This is a genomic window from Salinicoccus sp. Bachu38, from assembly GCF_038561955.2.
In the GTDB taxonomy this organism is placed as follows: domain Bacteria; phylum Bacillota; class Bacilli; order Staphylococcales; family Salinicoccaceae; genus Salinicoccus; species Salinicoccus bachuensis.
In genome coordinates, this window is record NZ_CP138333.2 from 1,934,706 (window position 1) to 1,952,440 (window position 17,735).

Below are 17,735 nucleotides of genomic sequence, written 5' to 3' on the forward strand. Positions count from 1 at the left end.
ACAGGGAACAGCCATGATGGAGGGGTTGCATCAGCAGAAAGGCCCGCATATATATACAAAAGGAGAGAAGATGGGCTGCGGTAAGCCGTCTCTCTCCAGTGCCTTTTAATGTACGCTTATCCTTGAATCTGCTGCAGCATGTTGTCCACTGAGGAAATACGGCCCTGGTTGTCTTTATAAACGAGGTGTCTCCGTTCGAGTTTCACCGGTGAATCCACACCGGCAGCTGCCGCCACATTGAACAGCCCGGCACGCAGTGATGTGACATAGTTGGTGACCCGGTAGAGTTTTTCGTCCACGATGAGACCTGTCTGCAGTTTTTCGTCCGTCGTCGCCACACCGACCGGACATGTATTCGTATGGCATACCTCGGCCATGATGCAGCCCACACTGATCATGAAGCCGCGTGCAATATTGATGAGGTCCGCCCCCATCGCAAGCGCAATGGCCGCTTTGTCCGGAGTGATCAGTTTGCCGGAGGCGATCAGTTTGACGCGGTCCCTGATTTCGTACTCACGGAGCAGTTCATCAACAATTGGCAGAGCGGTCATGATCGGCAGCCCGACGGAATCGGCAAGCTCCTGATACGTCGCACCTGTTCCGCCCTCACCTCCATCGATTGTGATGAAGTCCGGCCCTTTGCCCGACTCCTTCATGATCTGCACCATCTCTGCAAGACTTTCAATATCGCCGACCACAATCTTCATCCCCACCGGTTTCCCACCGACTTCACGGAGTTCTTCGATGAAGTCGAATAGCGCCGGGAAGGAATCGTAGTCGACGAAACGGTTCGGGCTGTTGACTGTCTTGCCCAGCTCAATCAACCGAATTCTGGCAATCTCTTCGGTGACCTTTTTTCCTTCAAGGTGGCCGCCCCGGGTCTTGGCACCCTGGGCAAGTTTGACTTCAAAGGCCTTCACCTGCTCCATTTCGGCTTTTTCCCTGAACGCTTCCCAGGAAAATTCACCGGCTGGTGTCCGGACACCAAAAAGTCCCGGTCCGATCTGCATCATCAGGTCGGCATTGCCGGCCAGGTGATGGTCGGATATCCCGCCTTCTCCGGTATTCATCCAAGTGCCGCCGGCAATCGCCAACCCTTTTGACAGTGCCGTAATCGCCCGTTCCCCGAGCGCACCATAGCTCATCGCAGACATGCCCACCTGCCCTTTGACATGGAACGGCTGTCTACACCTGCCTTCTCCAAGAACGATTGCATCTTCATCCCGCAGGAAGTATGGATCCACCTGCGCTTCCTCACGGTGCTCCTTCCGGGAGAACAGCCCTTCATTGTCGATGATGTATTTATACGTATTTGTCTTCTCTGTATTATCGACCCGCATTTCAGTCGAAAGTTTGGGGAATAGACTGTTCCGGATGAAATAGCCCTCTTCCTCAAAGTCTTTATCAGAACCAAAGCCGAGCAGCCGTTCATTGTATTTTCCCGCTTTGACCACGTTCTGGAACTGCAGCCTTGAAAACGGCTCCCCTTCATTGTCCTCTGCGAAAAGGTATTGCCTCAGTTCCGGACCGACGTGTTCCGAAACATACCTTACACGTCCAAGCAGCGGAAAGTTACGCAGAATCGCATGCTGTTTCTGGCGATCGTCTTTTTGATACATATATGCCATGTAGGCAAGCGGCGCCGCTACCGAAGTGCTCATGATAGCGGACGGCAGGTATTTCGATATTTTTCCCATAAGGACCACCCTTCCGTTTTCATCCGTTATTGATTTTTCACAAAGCGTCCAAGGCGTCTTTTATCGCGGTCTCCCCTGCAGTCATTTCGAATGCCCTGTTGAATGTATTCTCATTGCCGAGTGCTTCCACAAGGACGGCAGCCACATCCTCATAAGGCACCTCACCACTGTCTGCATCAACTGTTTCTCCTGCCTTAATGCTGCCATTCCCCGGCTTGCTGACCGTCTTTGTCGTCCGGACGATTGTGTAGGTGAACCGGCTCTTCGTGATCCATTCTTCCGGCTTATGTTTTCCTCCCGTCTTTTTCGATTCCTGGGACTCGTCCATGCGCACGGGGCTCAAGTAGACGATGCGTTCGACCTTCTGCTGCTGTGCCTCTTCAAGTGCATCGATCACGGCATCGTGGTCCACCAGTGTCGCCTGGTTTTCACCTGCACCGGGACTGGCACCTGCGATATAGATGACTGCACTGGCACCTGTAATTGCTCTCTCAAACCCCTCATCTTTGGAAATGACTACTTCAACCGCCCCCAGCATCTTCAGCTCTTCCGCCCTGTTTTCAGCCTCCGCCATCGTCACCGCTTCATGCCCTTTCGCATCAAGCGCCTTCAAAACATGCTCGCCAACCGCTTCACTGCCACCAAACACGAATACCTTCATCCAATGCCTCCCTCCTGCTGATATGTTCATTTTCTAACTTCCCTATTCAAAATTGCCGAAACACCCGATGACACGACCAGGAGTGCCAGTCAGGCCGGCCTTGTGCATTATCATTTTCTGATGGATTCCGCGAAATTGAAGTTCTGAGCGGTGTTGCTTATGCATGGTTTTTTCCAGCCCTGCTTATAGCGGTTTTCAACTGTACCCCTTTCGATATAGTCCCACGCTATATCCAACCATGAATAATCAGTATTATTTTACACCATGCATATCATGGTAGACTTGCCTTACTCAAAATAAGATCAGGTGGATTTAAAGTTTCAGACCTTTTCTTTAAATTTAAGGGGGAATTCATATGAAGCGCAGTTTGGAAGAAAGACTGAAGGACGGTCCGGTCATCGCAGGGGAAGGCTATTTATTTGAATTGGAACGCAGGGGATATCTGCAGGCGGGGTCATTTGTACCGGAGGTCGCACTGGATAATCCGGACGCACTTAAACAGACGTACCGTGACTACATGAATGCAGGCTCCGATGTGGTCCTGGCCTTCACCTATAACGCCCACAGGGAAAAGATGAGAATCATCGGCAAGGAAGAGCTGCTGGAACCTTTGAATAGAAATGCAATCCGGCTGGCAAAAGAAGTGGCGAAGGAACATCCAATAGAAGAGGCGTTGGTCGCCGGCAACATCTCCAATACGAATATCTTTGATCCGGATAACCCTGAATCAAAGGAACAGGTCAGAGGGATGTTCAGGGAGATGGTCAAGTGGTGCAGGGAAGAAGAAGTGGATTATATCAACGGGGAAACGTTCTATTATCATGAAGAGGCAGTGATTGCTCTGGAAGAAATCCAAAGGCAGGATATACCCGCCGTCATCACGATGGGACTGATGGGAGAAAACATATTGAGGGACGGCTTTACAGTAGAGGAATCATGCGAAATACTGGCTGAAAAAGGCGCATTGGTGGTCGGGATGAACTGTTTCCGTGGACCGGATACCATGCAGCCATATCTCATCAAGATACGTGAAAAGGTGGATGGCTACGTGGGCGGTCTGCCGATCCCCTACCGGACTACTGAAGAACATCCGACCTTCTTTAATCTGCCTGACGGCGGATGCAGCTGCCACTTGCCGCTCGAGACAACCTTTCCAACTTCACTGGACCCCCTCTATCATAATCGTTATGAACTCGCTGAGTGGGCAAAGAAAGCCAATGATATAGGCGTCAACTATATTGGATTGTGCTGCGGTGCATCACCGGCAATGCTCCGTGCGGTTGCGGAAGCTGTTGGTGTGGAGACGGTCAATTCGAAGTATTCACCCGACATGGAAAAACACTTTCTTTTCGGCAAGGACGAAACATTACAGGAACATAATCTAAATTATCGCTCGAAAGCATAAGCAGCAGTAGGATTCTTCCTGGAATCAGGAAGGACGATTCGGAACCCCTGACCTGTCACAGGTCGGGGGTTCGTTCATGCATTTAAGGTTATACTGGAAATCACAGCCTTTGACATGAAGCGCCTCATCTCCCCAGCTTCTATCCCAAACGCCCTTTTCAATTTCATCCATCACTTTCTCTTCATAGGCTGAGGTATGCTGTGCTCTCTCCAAAATTTCTTCAGCATCCTTCAGAGGGAGGACGACAATGCCGTCGCCGTCATCGATACCTTTTCAAATGAACGCTGAAAATTTATATGTCAGACGACAACTGTCTCAAAAGTCCAAATTAATAAGCGAGAAACGCATTCTTATTATAATCTTTTGCGATTATGAATTTAGAACGTAAGTTAATGCAATGATAGTGATGGTAAATGTACTAATTACTATCGATGTGTTAATGTCTCAAGTTAGAAGGTATAAAAGATAACAAAAAGGAGTGTGTGTATGCCTGATTTAAGTAATCATGTCCTTCTTGTCACCGGAGCTAACCGCGGACAGGGAAAAGCCATCGCACAGCATCTGGCCTTATCGGGAGCTATAGTCGGTATTGGAGCTCGGAATTATGATGAAGCAAAAGAAGTGGCTGAGTTTATTGGAGAAAAGAATGCTTTTCCTGTTCAATTGGATGTCACAAAAGAAATGGAATGGAAATCGGCAGTCGATGAGATCATAGATCAGTTCGGCAGGATTGATGCATTGGTGAATAATGCAGGGCTCTTTAAACGAAAAACGTTCAGGGAGACTACACTGGAGGATTATCAGCAGCTGATCAACGTGAACCAGCTCGGTGTCTTCATGGGAATGCAGGCGGTCATCCCGCATATGGAAAGACAGCAAAAGGGATCCATCATAAATAATGTATCCATTTCTTCATTTGCTCCCATCAGCAGATCCTCTGTCTATGCCGCAACAAAATCGTCTGTAGTTGCAATGTCCAAAGCTGCAGCGGTTGAATTGGGACCGCAAGGAATTCGAGTGAATATGATCCATCCTGGTGGCGTTGAAACAGAAATGGTCACGCAGGATGGAGGGGCCCCTTCCTACTATGCTTCAATACCTTTGGGACGTATTGGGCAACCGGTTGAAATCGCCAGAGCGGTGGCATTCCTGGCTTCTGATGAAAGCTCCTATTGTACGGGTACGGAGATTGTGGTTGATGGGGGTATGACACTGGGGACACCTGACGAATAATACATTTCCTATCCATTTGGCCAAAAATAAAAGACGTCTCAAAACAAGATGATATCGTTGTTCTGAAGGCGTCTTTTCCATATAAATATTGTTTAATTTTAAAAGCAGAAAGAAATTTCCCTCTCATTAGTTATTGTTATAGATTATGAGGGTACATTTGCCTCTGCCTTACTTACAATTGTCGATGACCATAGCACTATAAAAATACCTGCCACTTGCCAGAAGTTCAAATACTCTCCAAGGAACAGCACACCAGTCAAAACTGCCACAACAGGTTCCACAGTTGTTAAAATTGATGCCTTGCTTGCTTCCAGGCTTTTTAAACCTAATGTATAGAGCAAGAAACCGCCTATCGTTCCAACAATGGCCAAAAGGAACGAATAGATCCATACATCCGGTGACTGGAACATCTCAGCTTTACTCGTTATGTTACTCGTCAAAAGCATGAAGACACTGGTATATAAAAGATTATAGGTCGTTACTGTCAGTGCAGAATACCTTCCTGAAACAGGCTTGCTGAATATGCTGAATAACGCATAGCAGAACCCTGACATTATACCTAAAAATAATATTTGATAACTCATGCTCCCCTCACCGAATGGTAAAAGTCCTACTACAAGCGCGCATCCGAGCAAGGACAAAACGACGCCGATTGCTTTCTTGCCTGTGAAATACTCTTTAAAAAACACCCTGGAAAGTACAGTCACGAACAGTGGGCCGGTATACAACAAGGTCACCGCCAGTGATAAATTCGATTTTGAAAATACGTCAAAGTAAAAGTAGTTGTATAATGCAATTCCGAGTATTCCGGCACTTGCGAAAAAAACATGATCTCTAAGATGTGTTTTCAATTGATCCCGCTTAAAAACCAGCATGAATAGGATGAGAAAAGCGAAAGAGAGGACTCCTCTTATTGCAACCACATCCCAGGGAGTGAACCCCTTGTTATACAAAGGAGTTATAAAAAGACCGATCAGCCCCCAACAAGCCGCTCCTGCCAAAGTAGAAACATATACTCTCAGATCTCTTGCATCATACATTTTGGCCTCCTTCGAAGAGTAAGACACCATTATATGGAACACTCATCCAATGATAGTCAAATAATTGATAACGCTTTCAAAAATCAGTTTTGATAATTTAATAAATCGTTGATGTTCTGTGCCGCTGTAAAACCAGTCTGTATAGCAGTTTCCGTGTACAGGGTGCCCAAATAATCACCTGCCAAATATAGACGTCTGTCCGGTTTTGTCAATAGAGGCTGTATCTTGCCACGTCCAGGGAACACATATGCAGACCCCAGAGGAAACTTTTTAACGTGTGCCTCCACCACATGCTCACTGAAACCTGGAAAGATTTCATTCAGGTCATCCAGATAGATCTTTATGATTTCTTCTTCGGATTTATCCAAAAGCTTCTTCCCTCTTCCCGCCGGGGAGAAAGTCATGAACGAGCTTCCTGGCTTTCTTTCTTCTGACTGTGAATGGACTACGTTTGAATTATGAATCAATATATCAAAGGATCTTTTAGGGGTTGCAAAAGAATACACGTCATCCCATATTTGTGGGCCTGTTTCACCAGTCAGGAACGAAGCGCTGACGTGGGGGCCATAAGTGACCTGGTCGAGGGCATTACCCATTTCAGGATCAATATTTTTTACAACCTTCCTGGTGATGGGGGCAGGCGTTGCCATAATAATATATCTTGCATCAACCCTATGCGTCTCACCATTCTGGGTATATTGTACTGTTACATGGTCTTCATGCTGGATGACTTCTGAAACCGCACTATTCAACTTGACACGTTCGCCTAAAGTACAGGCGATATCCTCTGTCAATGTAGAAGGTCCCCCCATTATTATCCTGGACAATCCTGTGCTCTTGTTCCAAATCATATCAAAATATCCGATGCCTGCACCTGCTGAGATTTGTTCTGGATCTCCTGTTGAACGACTTACGGTCGGTCTGAATATCGCATCTGCATCTTCCGGCAACTCTCCAGTAAACTCGGAAAATGTTTTGTCATTCATAAAATCAAAAACACGCTGTTGCCGGACACTGTAATCTTCAGATGTTTTCCTTTTTGCCACCCTGCCATACTTGATTACTCCTGCTCTTACTTTTGCTCCAGTGCAGAGCAATGCAAGCCTTGACTTCCATGACATTGGGACACGAAATGGATATAATTCCACCCTACCGTTTAAAAGCAGTTTTCCATTTAAGGACATGGCAGTCAACTTACCCGGGACTGACTGTGAGTGAACGCCTACAGATTTGAATAATTCATCTGTAGCCGATCCCTCACCAGCATATACATGCCCGCCCCAATTAAGCCAGTAATCCCCGCGTTTCTCAGACACCACTCTTCCGCCTACACGGTCATCTGATTCAAGCAGCAATATATCATGAGACTTCAGTCTCCAAGCTGCTGACAGTCCAGCCAAACCGCCTCCAACAATTATTACATCCTTCATATTAACTCCTCACATTCACGTTATTTTTCAGCTCCTGAAGATATGATTTGATTTTCTCTTTAAACTCGTCTGATGCAGGAGGCAGTGGTGATCTGCTGCTGCCACCCGGTAAACCTAAAGCTTCCAGTCCAGCTTTTACAGTGCCTGGAATCACTTCCTCCTCGACCATGCTGTATAGCGGCAATAGTTCATTGTTCAGTCTGATTGCTTCATGAACATTATTTTCTTTCACAACCAGATCATATAGTTTCACGATTTTTTCCGGCACCAGGTTATGGACCACACCGATTGCACCAACTCCTCCAATGGATAACGTAGGTACAATAAGATCTTCAAACCCTGTCAATACTGAAAAATCCGGATTATCCTGCGTTAATGCGATAACTTTGGATGTATGGATACCGTCGTCTGTATTTTTTATCCCTGTCACACCGTCAATTCTGCTTATCTTATCAATCAATTCAGGTTCAAGCTGTATACCTGTGGCATCCGGGTAGTTATAGATGATAATTCCAATATCAGAACTTTCCGCAACTTTCTTGTAATAGTCGTAGATGGCCTGTTCACCGGTTGCCATGTAATATGGATTGATTACAAGTGCACTCTTCACCCCAACATCTGCAGCAAATTTTGTTAAAGCGATTGTGTCCTCGGTTCTATGGCATCCTGTACCTGCCATTACAGGCACACGCTCATTCGTTTTTTCAGTTACAAATTTTATTACTTCTTTTCGCTCTTCAAGGGTCATCAATGAATATTCACTATTGCTGCCCCCTACCAAAACTCCATGGACTCCATTGTCGATTACATGATCCACCAATTTCTCCAAGCCCTGATAATCAATTACACCTTCTTCTTTCATTGGTGTAGGCAATGCTGGAATCACTCCATAAGGTTTAAACATAATAATCCTCCTCTATATCTTTTAAAATATCTCTTATTTTTTAATATTTACGTAGACACTTTTCACTTCTGTATAGTTTTCCAATCCATATTCTCCACCCATCTCACGACCGATGCCGGATTGTTTATAGCCGCCAAACGGCATTGTTTCCAATTCAAGTCCAACGTCATTAATCCAGACAGTCCCTGCCTGCAATTTTCTAGTGATATAATGTCCGCTTTTTATATTTTCAGTCCATACACTGGCTGCAAGACCATATTGGCTATCATTTGCCCTTCTTATCGCTTCTTCTATTGTGTCAAAGACCATCACTGCCATTACGGGGCCAAAAATTTCTTCCTTGGCAATCGTCATATCATCTTCAACGTCCGCAAAAATTGTCGGTTCAACATAATATCCTTCATCAAATGGAGCCGATCCACCGGTAATCAGACGGGCACCCTCTTCTTTTCCTTTTTCAATGTATTCCAGCACCGTTTCCTGCTGTTTTTTTGAAACAAGCGGCCCCATGTCCGTATCATCATTCATTCCCGGTCCTACTTTGATTTTTTCAGCTCGTTCTTTAAGTCCTTGGATTACCTTTTCGTAGTTCTCCTTCTGTACATAGATTCTTGTACACGCACTGCAGTTTTGACCATGGTTGTACATCGTCCCATTAAAAGCGCCCTCGATTGCTTCTTCAAGGTTCGCATCATCCAAAATGATGGTGGGTGATTTGCCACCGAGTTCGAGCGTGACCCCTTTCACCAGGTCGGCAGCTTTTTTCATTACATTCTTGCCTACCTCAGTGGATCCTGTGAAAGAGACTTTGTCGACCTTCGGATGGGTAATGATTGCCTCCCCTGCCTCTTTGCCTGAACCAGGCACGATGTTTACAACACCATCAGGGAAACCGGCTTCTTTAAATAGTTTTCCAATATACAATAAGGATAATGGTGTTTCACTGGCGGGTTTTATCACAACAGTGCAGCCTACTGCCAAGGCTGACCCCAATTTCCATGCCGCCATCAGCAACGGGAAGTTCCATGGAATGATCTGTCCAACAACGCCTACTGGTTCATGCAGTGTGTAGTTCAAATAATCCGGTGAAACTTCAGTTGTTTTACCAGAGATTTTTGTAGCAAATCCCGCATAATATTCGAATTGTTGAATGGAGCCATCGACATCGTCAGTCAATGCAGTTGCATACGGTTTCCCATTATCCAGAGCTTCCAATTGTGCGAGCTCTTCACGGTTTTCTTCCAACAATGATGCAAACTTATAAATCAGCTTCATTCTGGAATGTGCTTCCATTTCGGCCCATTCTCCTTCATCAAACGCTTTACGGGCGGATTCAACCGCCATGTCTATGTCATCTGCTTTCGCTTTATATACTTTCGCAAATTTTTCTTCAGTAGCTGGATTGATGACATCGAACATTTCACCATCGATCGACTCTTTGTATTCTCCGTTGACATATATTCCAATTGGATCCTGTAAAAACGCTTTCAAATTTGGTTTTAAATCAAGAATTTCTGTACTCATTTCCAATCCCCCTATAAAGAATATTCAGATTTATATGAAAAGAGTATCACCTATTTGATTAAATGTAAACTCTTTTTATAAAAAGGGATTATAATATTTCAAATGGTATCAGGAGGAATTTGAATTAATACTATCGATGTAAGATAATATATAGTAAGTAAAAATTGAAATGAGGCTTTTTATGGATGCTGAGAATCAAAAAAATATAAAACAAAGGATTATTCATTTAAAAGACGATCTTCCCCGGAAGCAAAAGCATTTATGTGATTATATTCTAAAGAATTTCCACTCACTCGGTCTCGTGACAATAAAGGAACTGTCTACAGACGCCAATGTTGGAGTATCTACAGTGATGCGTACAATGGATGCATTGGGATACGATAATTTTAATGACTTCCGAAAAGATATATACGATGAATCGCTGACGCAGGATTCCAAATGGACGTTGAAAAAATCCTTGGATGAAACCGACAAGGAGGTGCAGACACTTTTAAGCGTGTGGGATGAGAGTGTTCATCTGCTGAATCAATCGTTGGATGATGAATTGACATATAAATTCCAATCTGCAATTGACCATATTCTAAAAGCCGGTAATATTAACATCATTGGGACCCGCCCCTACAGATCAGCTGCATTATATTTTGAGCAGCTGCTTGGAGAATTTTATCCACATGTCAGACAGTTGAGCAACGATACTGAAACACTTTTTGATAAGGTCCTCCAGTTTGAAGAGAAGGATATTCTCATTGTCTTTGCTTTTGAACCCTATACAAATATTGTGATAAATGCAGTAAAAGAAACATATAACCAAAACAACAAAATAATCCTCATTACGGATTATGATTCAAGTCCAGTAATTTCATATGCAACCGTAGTATTGAAAGTTGCTGTCAGCAGAAATCAGTTTTCCATCATTCCAGTCATTGCGCTGATTGATGCAATGATTATTGAGATCGGTAAAAAATCTTCACCAGAGTCTTTGGATAAATTAAGAAAACTGGAACAAAAGCTGCTGGAAAACAACATTACCTATGATTCTTGATCAGCAAAAAAAACTGCCTTTTATCTCATTCGATAAAAGGCAGTTCGCTATTCAGCGGGTCAATCATGAATTTCTTCGCGATTCAGATTGTATTATTCTAATCACTGTTTCAGGGAGAGACTCTATAATTAACAATAGGATTTAGGATGATGCCTTTTTATCCGAAGACTTGGCATTCAACCATAGTACAAAGAACGAAAGCGCAATGATTATGCCGATATATCCGAATATCGGATAAAAGAAATTAACGAGATCTACAAATCCAATGAAACTTAAAATGTATGCAGCAACTAATGATATTCCCAGCATTAAGCGATATTTACTGGAGTATGCCTTGGTGAACCGTGTAAGGAATGGATATAAAACGCCAATTACACTGTTGAACATGACGCCAACCATTATTAAGGTCATCAGAATCCTGAGTCCTGGATGTATTTCATTAGCCATAAGTAAAGTTGGCAAGGCTGCTTCGTTGGCGATTTCCAGATTTGCAATTATTCCTGCTGTCATCAGCACGAGCAGAACTGTAAAAATTAATCCTCCAAAAAGTATACCTCTTTTGGATATTAATTGGCTTCGGCTCCCCGCTCCCATAATGACCAGGAAGCCAAAACTGTTGGCGATTACAAGTCCGCCGTAAGTAATTGCATCCCAAATCCATATACCACTCGGTGTCCTGTCTATGTCTGTATACTGGTCTACTTCACTCACCGGTACGTTAGGATCAATTATGTTGTAACCTGCGATTATAAACACCGCAACAATCAAAAATGGTGTGATTATCCCCAATATTTTCGCCACAATTGTAAAATCAAATTGCAGAACTATGAACAGCGTAATGACAGTAAATAGTGTACCAATCCAAGCCGGCAGGCCAAAACCGTCATAAAAGGCCGATCCTGTCCCGGCAATCATAATCACTGACAGCCCATAGAAAAAGAAGACAAGCAAATAATCGAAGACCCTTCCTATTCTTGTGCCAAAAAGATGATTTAAAGATAAAGCGTAATCTTCTGAGTCCAGAATGTAGCCCAATTTAGAAATCTGCATTCCTACAAACGTAATGGTTAGACCCGCGGTAGCAGCAGCAGCATATCCCCATACCCCATGGTTGGCAAAAAATTGCAGGATTTCCTGTCCGGTTGAAAAGCCGGCCCCCACTATAAAGCTAATATACGCAAATGCTAAAGTAATAGATACTCTATTTACTTTACTCACTTTAACTACCACCCCTAATTTTCAAACAATTTTGTATTCGCTTTCATTTTTAAAGATTATCATCAAAAGGGAATTTTGTAAATCACTTAATTTTTAAAGGATTATAAAATTTCAAATTATTACTATATTATTAACGCTATTTATTATCGGCAAGTATAAAAGTGCATAGATGGATAATCTTTAAAAATCAAAAATTACTGAATCTGTTTATCCAGAAAGTAAAATAAAAGAAGATAATTTGATACTTCCCCCAGGCAGTTTTAATGCGGTCTTATCACAAAAAGAAACAGAGAATATGTGATAATTTAACAAGAGAAAATATAGACTTTTGAGGAATATAAAGAACGACCACCACTCTTTCACCTGTGCTTGAAAAATTGGCGACACCTGAAAGAATCAGACTATCAGATAGGGATTGCAATGCATCATCATTAAAATTCTGTGCAGTTTCTATGGAGTTTGCCGATATCGGTTTATATGCAAAATGAGTGGGAATCCAACTAATGCAAGCGCATTTAATTCTATAGGAGGGATTTGCAATGGCGCATGAAAAGCACCAGCAATTGATTCAGACGTTACATGAATGTTTGGAAGCCTGTAACCACTGCTACGATGCCTGTCTGAGGGAAGAAGATGTGAAAATGATGGCGGAGTGCATCCGATTGGACCGTGAGTGTGCGGATATCTGTGCATTCCTGGAACAGTCACTGACAAGGAACTCGCCATTCTCTTCAGATCTTGCCTCCGTATGTGCGAAAGTCTGCGAAGCATGCGGTAATGAATGTCAGAAACACGACCACGACCATTGCCAGAAATGTGCAGATGCATGCTTCAAATGTGCAGAAGCGTGTAAACAAATTGCTTAGTGCATAACACTTGGATAGAAGTCATATGCCGGAATTTCTGTCATGCTCCCCCTAAAGCGTACAGCTTTAGGGGGAGTTTCATTTATTCATATTATAAAAAAGAGCTTATCCTTGCAGACTATTCATCCTGCAAAGATAAGCTCTTTAATGTCATCAGCGGTTATTCGACAGGTGACAATTCATTTTCCGTCACCCATTTATGGTTCTGGACTTCTTCTCCAGTTGTTGTTGTGAAGTCAATCATGTATACGGTAGTATCTGCCGCAGATTCGATCACAGCGGTTGCACCCTCCATGCCTTCCATGTGGTCAGCATCCAGCGTCACTTCAGTACCGGGCTCAAGTGGGGCTTCACCTGGGTCTGCAAGTTCCTCATGGATGACCCATTTGTGATTCTCCACCGGGTCTCCGCCAGTTGTAGGATAATAGGTGACACTATAGGCGACAGTATCAAACGCGCCTGCGATGGTTGCTTCAGCCCCGTACATGCCCGGCATGTGATTGGCTTCGATGATTGCCTGGCTGCCTACCTCATAGGCTGGGGCTTCTGCTTCCTCCAGGTTGTCAGGCACTTCACCAGAGCTGGACATCTGTTCGGCGAAAATGGCTTGAATCGTTTCCTGCACCGCTACAATACTGGAGCGGATATCATTAATTTCTGCTTCAGTCTCTTCAATGAATGTATCCTGGTTTTCCAATTTCTTAGTGACAGCATCCAAATGGTTTTCAGCAGCATTTAAGCGATTCAACAGAGATTCCAGCTTGTCCAGATACTCTTTATAGAGCTGTACTTCATCAACCGTTATAGGGGCACCTTCGATTGATCCTTCGATTGATTCCAGTTCAGATTGGATAGCGTCGGCTTTCTCTTCAACCTTACCCAGCCTTTTCTCAACTTTTGCTTCTGCCTGTGCTTGTCCATTGGCTTGGGGAGCTGAGTTGATGGAATCTGACGAAACTTGCCCTGCTGAGAAACTGATTCCAGTGACGGTCGCAAGTGTAACGGCTATTTTTGTAAATCTGCTGTTCATTTTACATTCCTCCTGAAACTTTCCAAAAGATATTTTCCTTGAACGGAATAAGTGGTTCGGCGTCTTCTGTTCATTTTCAATTTCTATTGGTCATACTCCCTGGAACAGCCTCACCCCCTTTGCGAACATGACACTTCGCTCTTTGAGGTTACTGTTCACAAAATCCTTGCATGTTCTAATGGGCATGCTCTTCATCCCCATCATCCCGGTTTTTAAGAAATACATATTCCCCGACGAAGATGACGATGATGAAAATGAGCGAGACGGCAACAATCAGCCAGTCATTCATCAGCTTGACCCATATAAAGGCAGCGAGTACGACACCATCAAGGATGAAGGCTGTCATGAGAATCCAGGGGTTGGCATCGACCTTGTTCCTCAAATGTCTGAACACGCCCCAGTGCACGATCATATCCATCACGAGATAGAGTATCGCACCAACCGAAGCGATGCGGCTGAGGTCGAAAATGACAGCCAGTATCATCGCAAGCACAATCGTGTAGACCAGTGTGTGCTTCTGGATGCGTCCTGGCATGCCGAAGTGCTTGTGTGGAATCAGTTTCATGTCCGTCAACATGGCAAGCATGCGGGAGACGGCAAATACGCTGGCAATGATGCCAGAGACTGTCGCGATGATGGCGATGGCGACGGTGAACCATACACCGTAGTCGCCGAATGCCGGCCTTGCGGCTTCAGCAAGCGAGTAGTCCCTTGCATCAATGATCTGGTCGAGTGGCAGGTTGCTGGATACTGCCCATGCGACCAGCAGATAGACGAAAAGGCTGATGGAGATTGATATGACGATCGCCCGGCCGATATTCCTGTTTGGATTGACGATTTCAGAACCGCTGTTTGTGATCGTCGTAAATCCTTTGAATGAAAGGATGGTGAGTGCCACAGCTGCGATAATACTTGCAATTGTAGCGTCTTCAGTGCCCCCACTGCTCTCAGCCGGTGTGATGGAAAAGCCGGCGACCCATAGCCCACCCATCGCGAATGTGACAAGTCCGAGGATTTTAAGCAGGGAGACGATTGAGGTGAATGTCTGTATGAAACTGTTGCCGGAAATGTTGACCACAAACGCAAAGAGCAGGAGGCCCACAGCAAGCAAGGGCACCAGGTAGCTGGTCGCATCCATGTCGAAGATCTGTAATGTATAGGTGCCGAAGGTACGCGCCACGAGACTCTGGTTGATGACCATGGAGACTGCCATCAGCATCGCTGCAGAAGCAGTGATGGTCCCCTGGCCATATGCTTTTGCCAGGAACATGCCGATGCCCCCTGCCGACGGATACTCATTACTCATCTTGACGTAGGAATAGGCACTGAAGCCCGTCACGATACCGCCTACGATGAACATGATAGGAAACCATGTTCCGGCAAGAGCCGCAACCTGCCCCAGCAGTGCAAATATGCCGGCACTGATCATCACGCCTGTACCGAGACCGACTGCACCCGTCAGGGACAGGCTGTTCTTTTTATATTCACTCATTATCTTCACCTCAGAAATATTGTTCTCTGGAGTATATGCCCATGTTTTATGCAGATATTGTGCAGTTTTTAAATTATTTCATATTACTTTTTATAATTGGTTCAGCATAATCAATGGATGACGTGTAGAATCTACTGCTTAACCCACTTGTAGCCGACGCCCCATACTGTGTGGAAATAATCATCGATGGGGAAGCCCGCTTCCCTGGTCTTCTCCCGGATGTTCCTGACATGGGAGTCGACTGTCCGTCCTTCGGTCTCCGAATACATCCCCCACACCAGGTCAATCAGATGCTCCCTAGAATATACGCGCCCCGGGTGCTTCATGAGCAGTCCAATCAATGAAAATTCCTTGGGGGTCAGCTTGATATACTGGTCCCTGTAGGACAGTTCGAAGCGTTCCCTGTCCCAAAGTAGCCCGTCCATCTCGACATGGCTGGCCGGTTCCATCCGTCTTAATAAAGCTTCCATCCGTGCAATGAGCTCTTCCTCATCGAAGGGCTTTGTTATATAGTCGTCTGCCCCAAGCTTCAGACCTTTGACGATATCCGTCTTCTGTTCCCGTGCCGTCACCATGATGATGGGCACATCGGAATGATCGCGGATTTCGCGGCATACCTGCCATCCATCGATGTCAGGCATCATGATATCGAGCAGTACAATATCAAATCGCTCCTGTCCGATATATTCAAGCCCTTCTTTTGCCCCCAATGCCTTCTTGCAGTCGTAGCCATAGGGGCTCAGATACAATGTCAGTAATTCCAGCATCCGCTCTTCATCATCAATCAATAGCACTTTTTTCATGATCATCCTCCTTCGGTAAAGTTATTTTGAAGACAGTTCCCTCGCCTACCTTGCTTTCAACTGCCATCCTGCCGTTGTGCAAAGCGACGATCTCTTTGGCGATGGTGAGCCCAAGACCGGATCCCCCCTTTGTACGGGATCTGGATTTTTCTGCACGATAGAGCCGCTCAAATATATATGGGAGATCTTCCTCGGCAATGCCCTCCCCTGTATCCGAAATGAGCGTCAGCACTTCATTTTCCCCCGGTATCACTTCCAGCCTGACATGGTTTCCGCGGGGCGTGTATTTGATGGCATTATCCAATATATTGAGCAGCACCTGCTGGATCCTTTCCGGGTCGGCCTCGATGACTACCTTGTCTGGGCAGTCATATGAAAAGTTTATATTCCGCTCTTCAATTGCCGGATAGACCCGCTCCACAACCTTTTGAATCAACACATCAAAGGCCACTTCTTCTTTTTTTATAGCGAATGCATTCTGGTCTATTTTGGCCAGTTCGAACAAGGTTTTGACCAGTCCGGCCAGGTGATCCACCTCTTCCTGAATCACCCGTATATACTTCCTACGGTCCGCTTCTGACAGGGAATCCCTGCTGATGATGTCGGCATACCCCTTCAGATAGGTCAACGGGGTGCGGAGTTCGTGGGCCACACTTGCCAGAAATTCATTCCTTTCACTCTTCACGCGCTTCAAGTCCTTGGACAGCCGTGTGATGGCAGTCGCCAGTTCCCCGAGTTCATCATTCCGCTCTGTGGAGAGTGCCACATCATGATCGCCGCCATTCATTGCTTCAGTAGCCTGCTTCATTCTGACCAGCGGCTGGGTGATCACCTTGGACAGCACCATCACCGTAATGATCGTCAGGATGACGGTCACCAATCCGATGAAGAGGAACTGACGACTGAGATTGCTGATGATCTCTTTGATGTGGTTGCTGTCGGCAAACATGAATACGTGTCCACTATGCGTCCCGTCCATAATGATCGGGCTGTCTGTCGCCACATACTTCTCATCCGACCAGTCCGATTCCAATATGACGCCCTCATCCGGCACCTGACCCTCATCCGTATGTTCGATGACCGCCTCGACCTCCGGCCCGATGGCGTCGGAACTCCTGATGACCTCCCCGCCGCGGTCCGTGATGGCCACGATCAAATCAGATTCGGATTCCATGATGACGACATGGTCCAAAGTGGTCGATGTATAGTTCTCTTCCAATACATCCCGATGGGTATTTCCTCGCGCCAGCAAATCCCCCATCACTTCGTCGACGCGGTCATTGACCAGATTTGTATATAGTATGGAGAAGAGGATGAGTTCGACGGCGACGATGACCAGAAAGAACAGCAGTCCTATCTTCAAAGATAATTGATTCCGCATCACATTCCC

15 protein-coding genes are annotated in these 17,735 nt (G+C 45.3%); 4 read left to right on the forward strand and 11 right to left on the reverse strand.

Annotated features, from left to right (window positions below; genetic code table 11):
* Positions 1 to 116: 116 nt before the first annotated feature.
* Both RQP18_RS09915 and RQP18_RS09920 read right to left on the reverse strand, forming a co-directional pair.
* Entirely contained in the window at positions 117 to 1,697 is a 1,581-nt protein-coding gene (locus tag RQP18_RS09915; RefSeq protein WP_342387534.1) for an FMN-binding glutamate synthase family protein, read from the reverse strand.
* Positions 1,698 to 1,734: 37 nt separating this feature from the next.
* Positions 1,735 to 2,358, reverse strand: a complete 624-nt coding sequence (locus tag RQP18_RS09920) for an NAD(P)H-binding protein (protein WP_342387535.1) — start codon at positions 2,356 to 2,358, stop codon at positions 1,735 to 1,737.
* A 355-nt stretch (positions 2,359 to 2,713) separates the two neighbouring features.
* On the opposite strand from RQP18_RS09920, the gene RQP18_RS09925 reads away from it, so the two are divergent.
* Both RQP18_RS09925 and RQP18_RS09930 read left to right on the forward strand, forming a co-directional pair.
* Positions 2,714 to 3,763: a homocysteine S-methyltransferase family protein gene (locus RQP18_RS09925; protein ID WP_342387536.1), complete on the forward strand. Its 1,050-nt coding sequence runs from the start codon at positions 2,714 to 2,716 to the stop codon at positions 3,761 to 3,763.
* A gap of 486 nt (positions 3,764 to 4,249) precedes the next feature.
* Entirely contained in the window at positions 4,250 to 4,996 is a 747-nt protein-coding gene (locus RQP18_RS09930; RefSeq protein WP_342387537.1) for an SDR family NAD(P)-dependent oxidoreductase, read from the forward strand.
* A gap of 143 nt (positions 4,997 to 5,139) precedes the next feature.
* Here RQP18_RS09930 and RQP18_RS09935 read toward each other — a convergent pair whose 3' ends face one another.
* The 4 genes from RQP18_RS09935 to RQP18_RS09950 form a co-directional block, all read right to left on the reverse strand.
* Complete coding sequence (locus RQP18_RS09935; RefSeq protein ID WP_342387538.1) at positions 5,140 to 6,036, reverse strand: DMT family transporter; 897 nt, start codon at positions 6,034 to 6,036, stop codon at positions 5,140 to 5,142.
* An 83-nt stretch (positions 6,037 to 6,119) separates the two neighbouring features.
* A complete protein-coding gene (locus RQP18_RS09940) occupies positions 6,120 to 7,466 on the reverse strand; it encodes an NAD(P)/FAD-dependent oxidoreductase (RefSeq protein WP_342387539.1) in 1,347 nt (448 codons plus the stop codon).
* Position 7,467: 1 nt separating this feature from the next.
* Complete coding sequence (gene dapA / locus RQP18_RS09945; protein ID WP_342387540.1) at positions 7,468 to 8,370, reverse strand: 4-hydroxy-tetrahydrodipicolinate synthase; 903 nt, start codon at positions 8,368 to 8,370, stop codon at positions 7,468 to 7,470.
* Between the two features lie 33 nt (positions 8,371 to 8,403).
* The gene (locus tag RQP18_RS09950) at positions 8,404 to 9,894 is read right to left on the reverse strand and encodes an aldehyde dehydrogenase family protein (RefSeq protein ID WP_342387541.1); all 1,491 of its coding nucleotides are present in this window, start codon (positions 9,892 to 9,894) and stop codon (positions 8,404 to 8,406) included.
* 181 nt (positions 9,895 to 10,075) lie between these two features.
* Between RQP18_RS09950 and RQP18_RS09955 the strand changes: the two genes are divergently transcribed.
* Positions 10,076 to 10,936 (forward strand): MurR/RpiR family transcriptional regulator, encoded by an 861-nt coding sequence (locus RQP18_RS09955; protein ID WP_342387542.1) that lies wholly within the window; start codon positions 10,076 to 10,078, stop codon positions 10,934 to 10,936.
* A 141-nt stretch (positions 10,937 to 11,077) separates the two neighbouring features.
* Here RQP18_RS09955 and RQP18_RS09960 read toward each other — a convergent pair whose 3' ends face one another.
* Positions 11,078 to 12,154, reverse strand: coding sequence for a YkvI family membrane protein (locus tag RQP18_RS09960; protein WP_342387543.1), 1,077 nt, complete (start codon positions 12,152 to 12,154; stop codon positions 11,078 to 11,080).
* Between the two features lie 539 nt (positions 12,155 to 12,693).
* Here RQP18_RS09960 and RQP18_RS09965 point away from each other — a divergent pair.
* Positions 12,694 to 13,020: a four-helix bundle copper-binding protein gene (locus RQP18_RS09965; RefSeq protein ID WP_342387544.1), complete on the forward strand. Its 327-nt coding sequence runs from the start codon at positions 12,694 to 12,696 to the stop codon at positions 13,018 to 13,020.
* 160 nt (positions 13,021 to 13,180) lie between these two features.
* Here RQP18_RS09965 and RQP18_RS09970 read toward each other — a convergent pair whose 3' ends face one another.
* The 4 genes from RQP18_RS09970 to RQP18_RS09985 all read right to left on the reverse strand — a co-directional run bounded on the left by RQP18_RS09970 (position 13,181) and on the right by RQP18_RS09985 (position 17,726).
* Positions 13,181 to 13,666: a YdhK family protein gene (locus tag RQP18_RS09970; protein WP_373446166.1), complete on the reverse strand. Its 486-nt coding sequence runs from the start codon at positions 13,664 to 13,666 to the stop codon at positions 13,181 to 13,183.
* A 559-nt stretch (positions 13,667 to 14,225) separates the two neighbouring features.
* On the reverse strand, positions 14,226 to 15,542 hold the full coding sequence (locus RQP18_RS09975; protein ID WP_342387546.1) for an APC family permease: 1,317 nt from the start codon (positions 15,540 to 15,542) through the stop codon (positions 14,226 to 14,228).
* Positions 15,543 to 15,673: 131 nt separating this feature from the next.
* Positions 15,674 to 16,345 carry a response regulator transcription factor gene (locus RQP18_RS09980; RefSeq protein WP_342387547.1) on the reverse strand — a complete coding sequence of 224 codons (672 nt, stop codon included), beginning with the start codon at positions 16,343 to 16,345 and terminating at the stop codon, positions 15,674 to 15,676.
* Positions 16,323 to 17,726, reverse strand: a complete 1,404-nt coding sequence (locus RQP18_RS09985; protein WP_342387548.1) for a sensor histidine kinase — start codon at positions 17,724 to 17,726, stop codon at positions 16,323 to 16,325. Before RQP18_RS09985 ends, RQP18_RS09980 begins: the two co-directional genes overlap by 23 nt.
* Positions 17,727 to 17,735 lie beyond the last annotated feature (9 nt).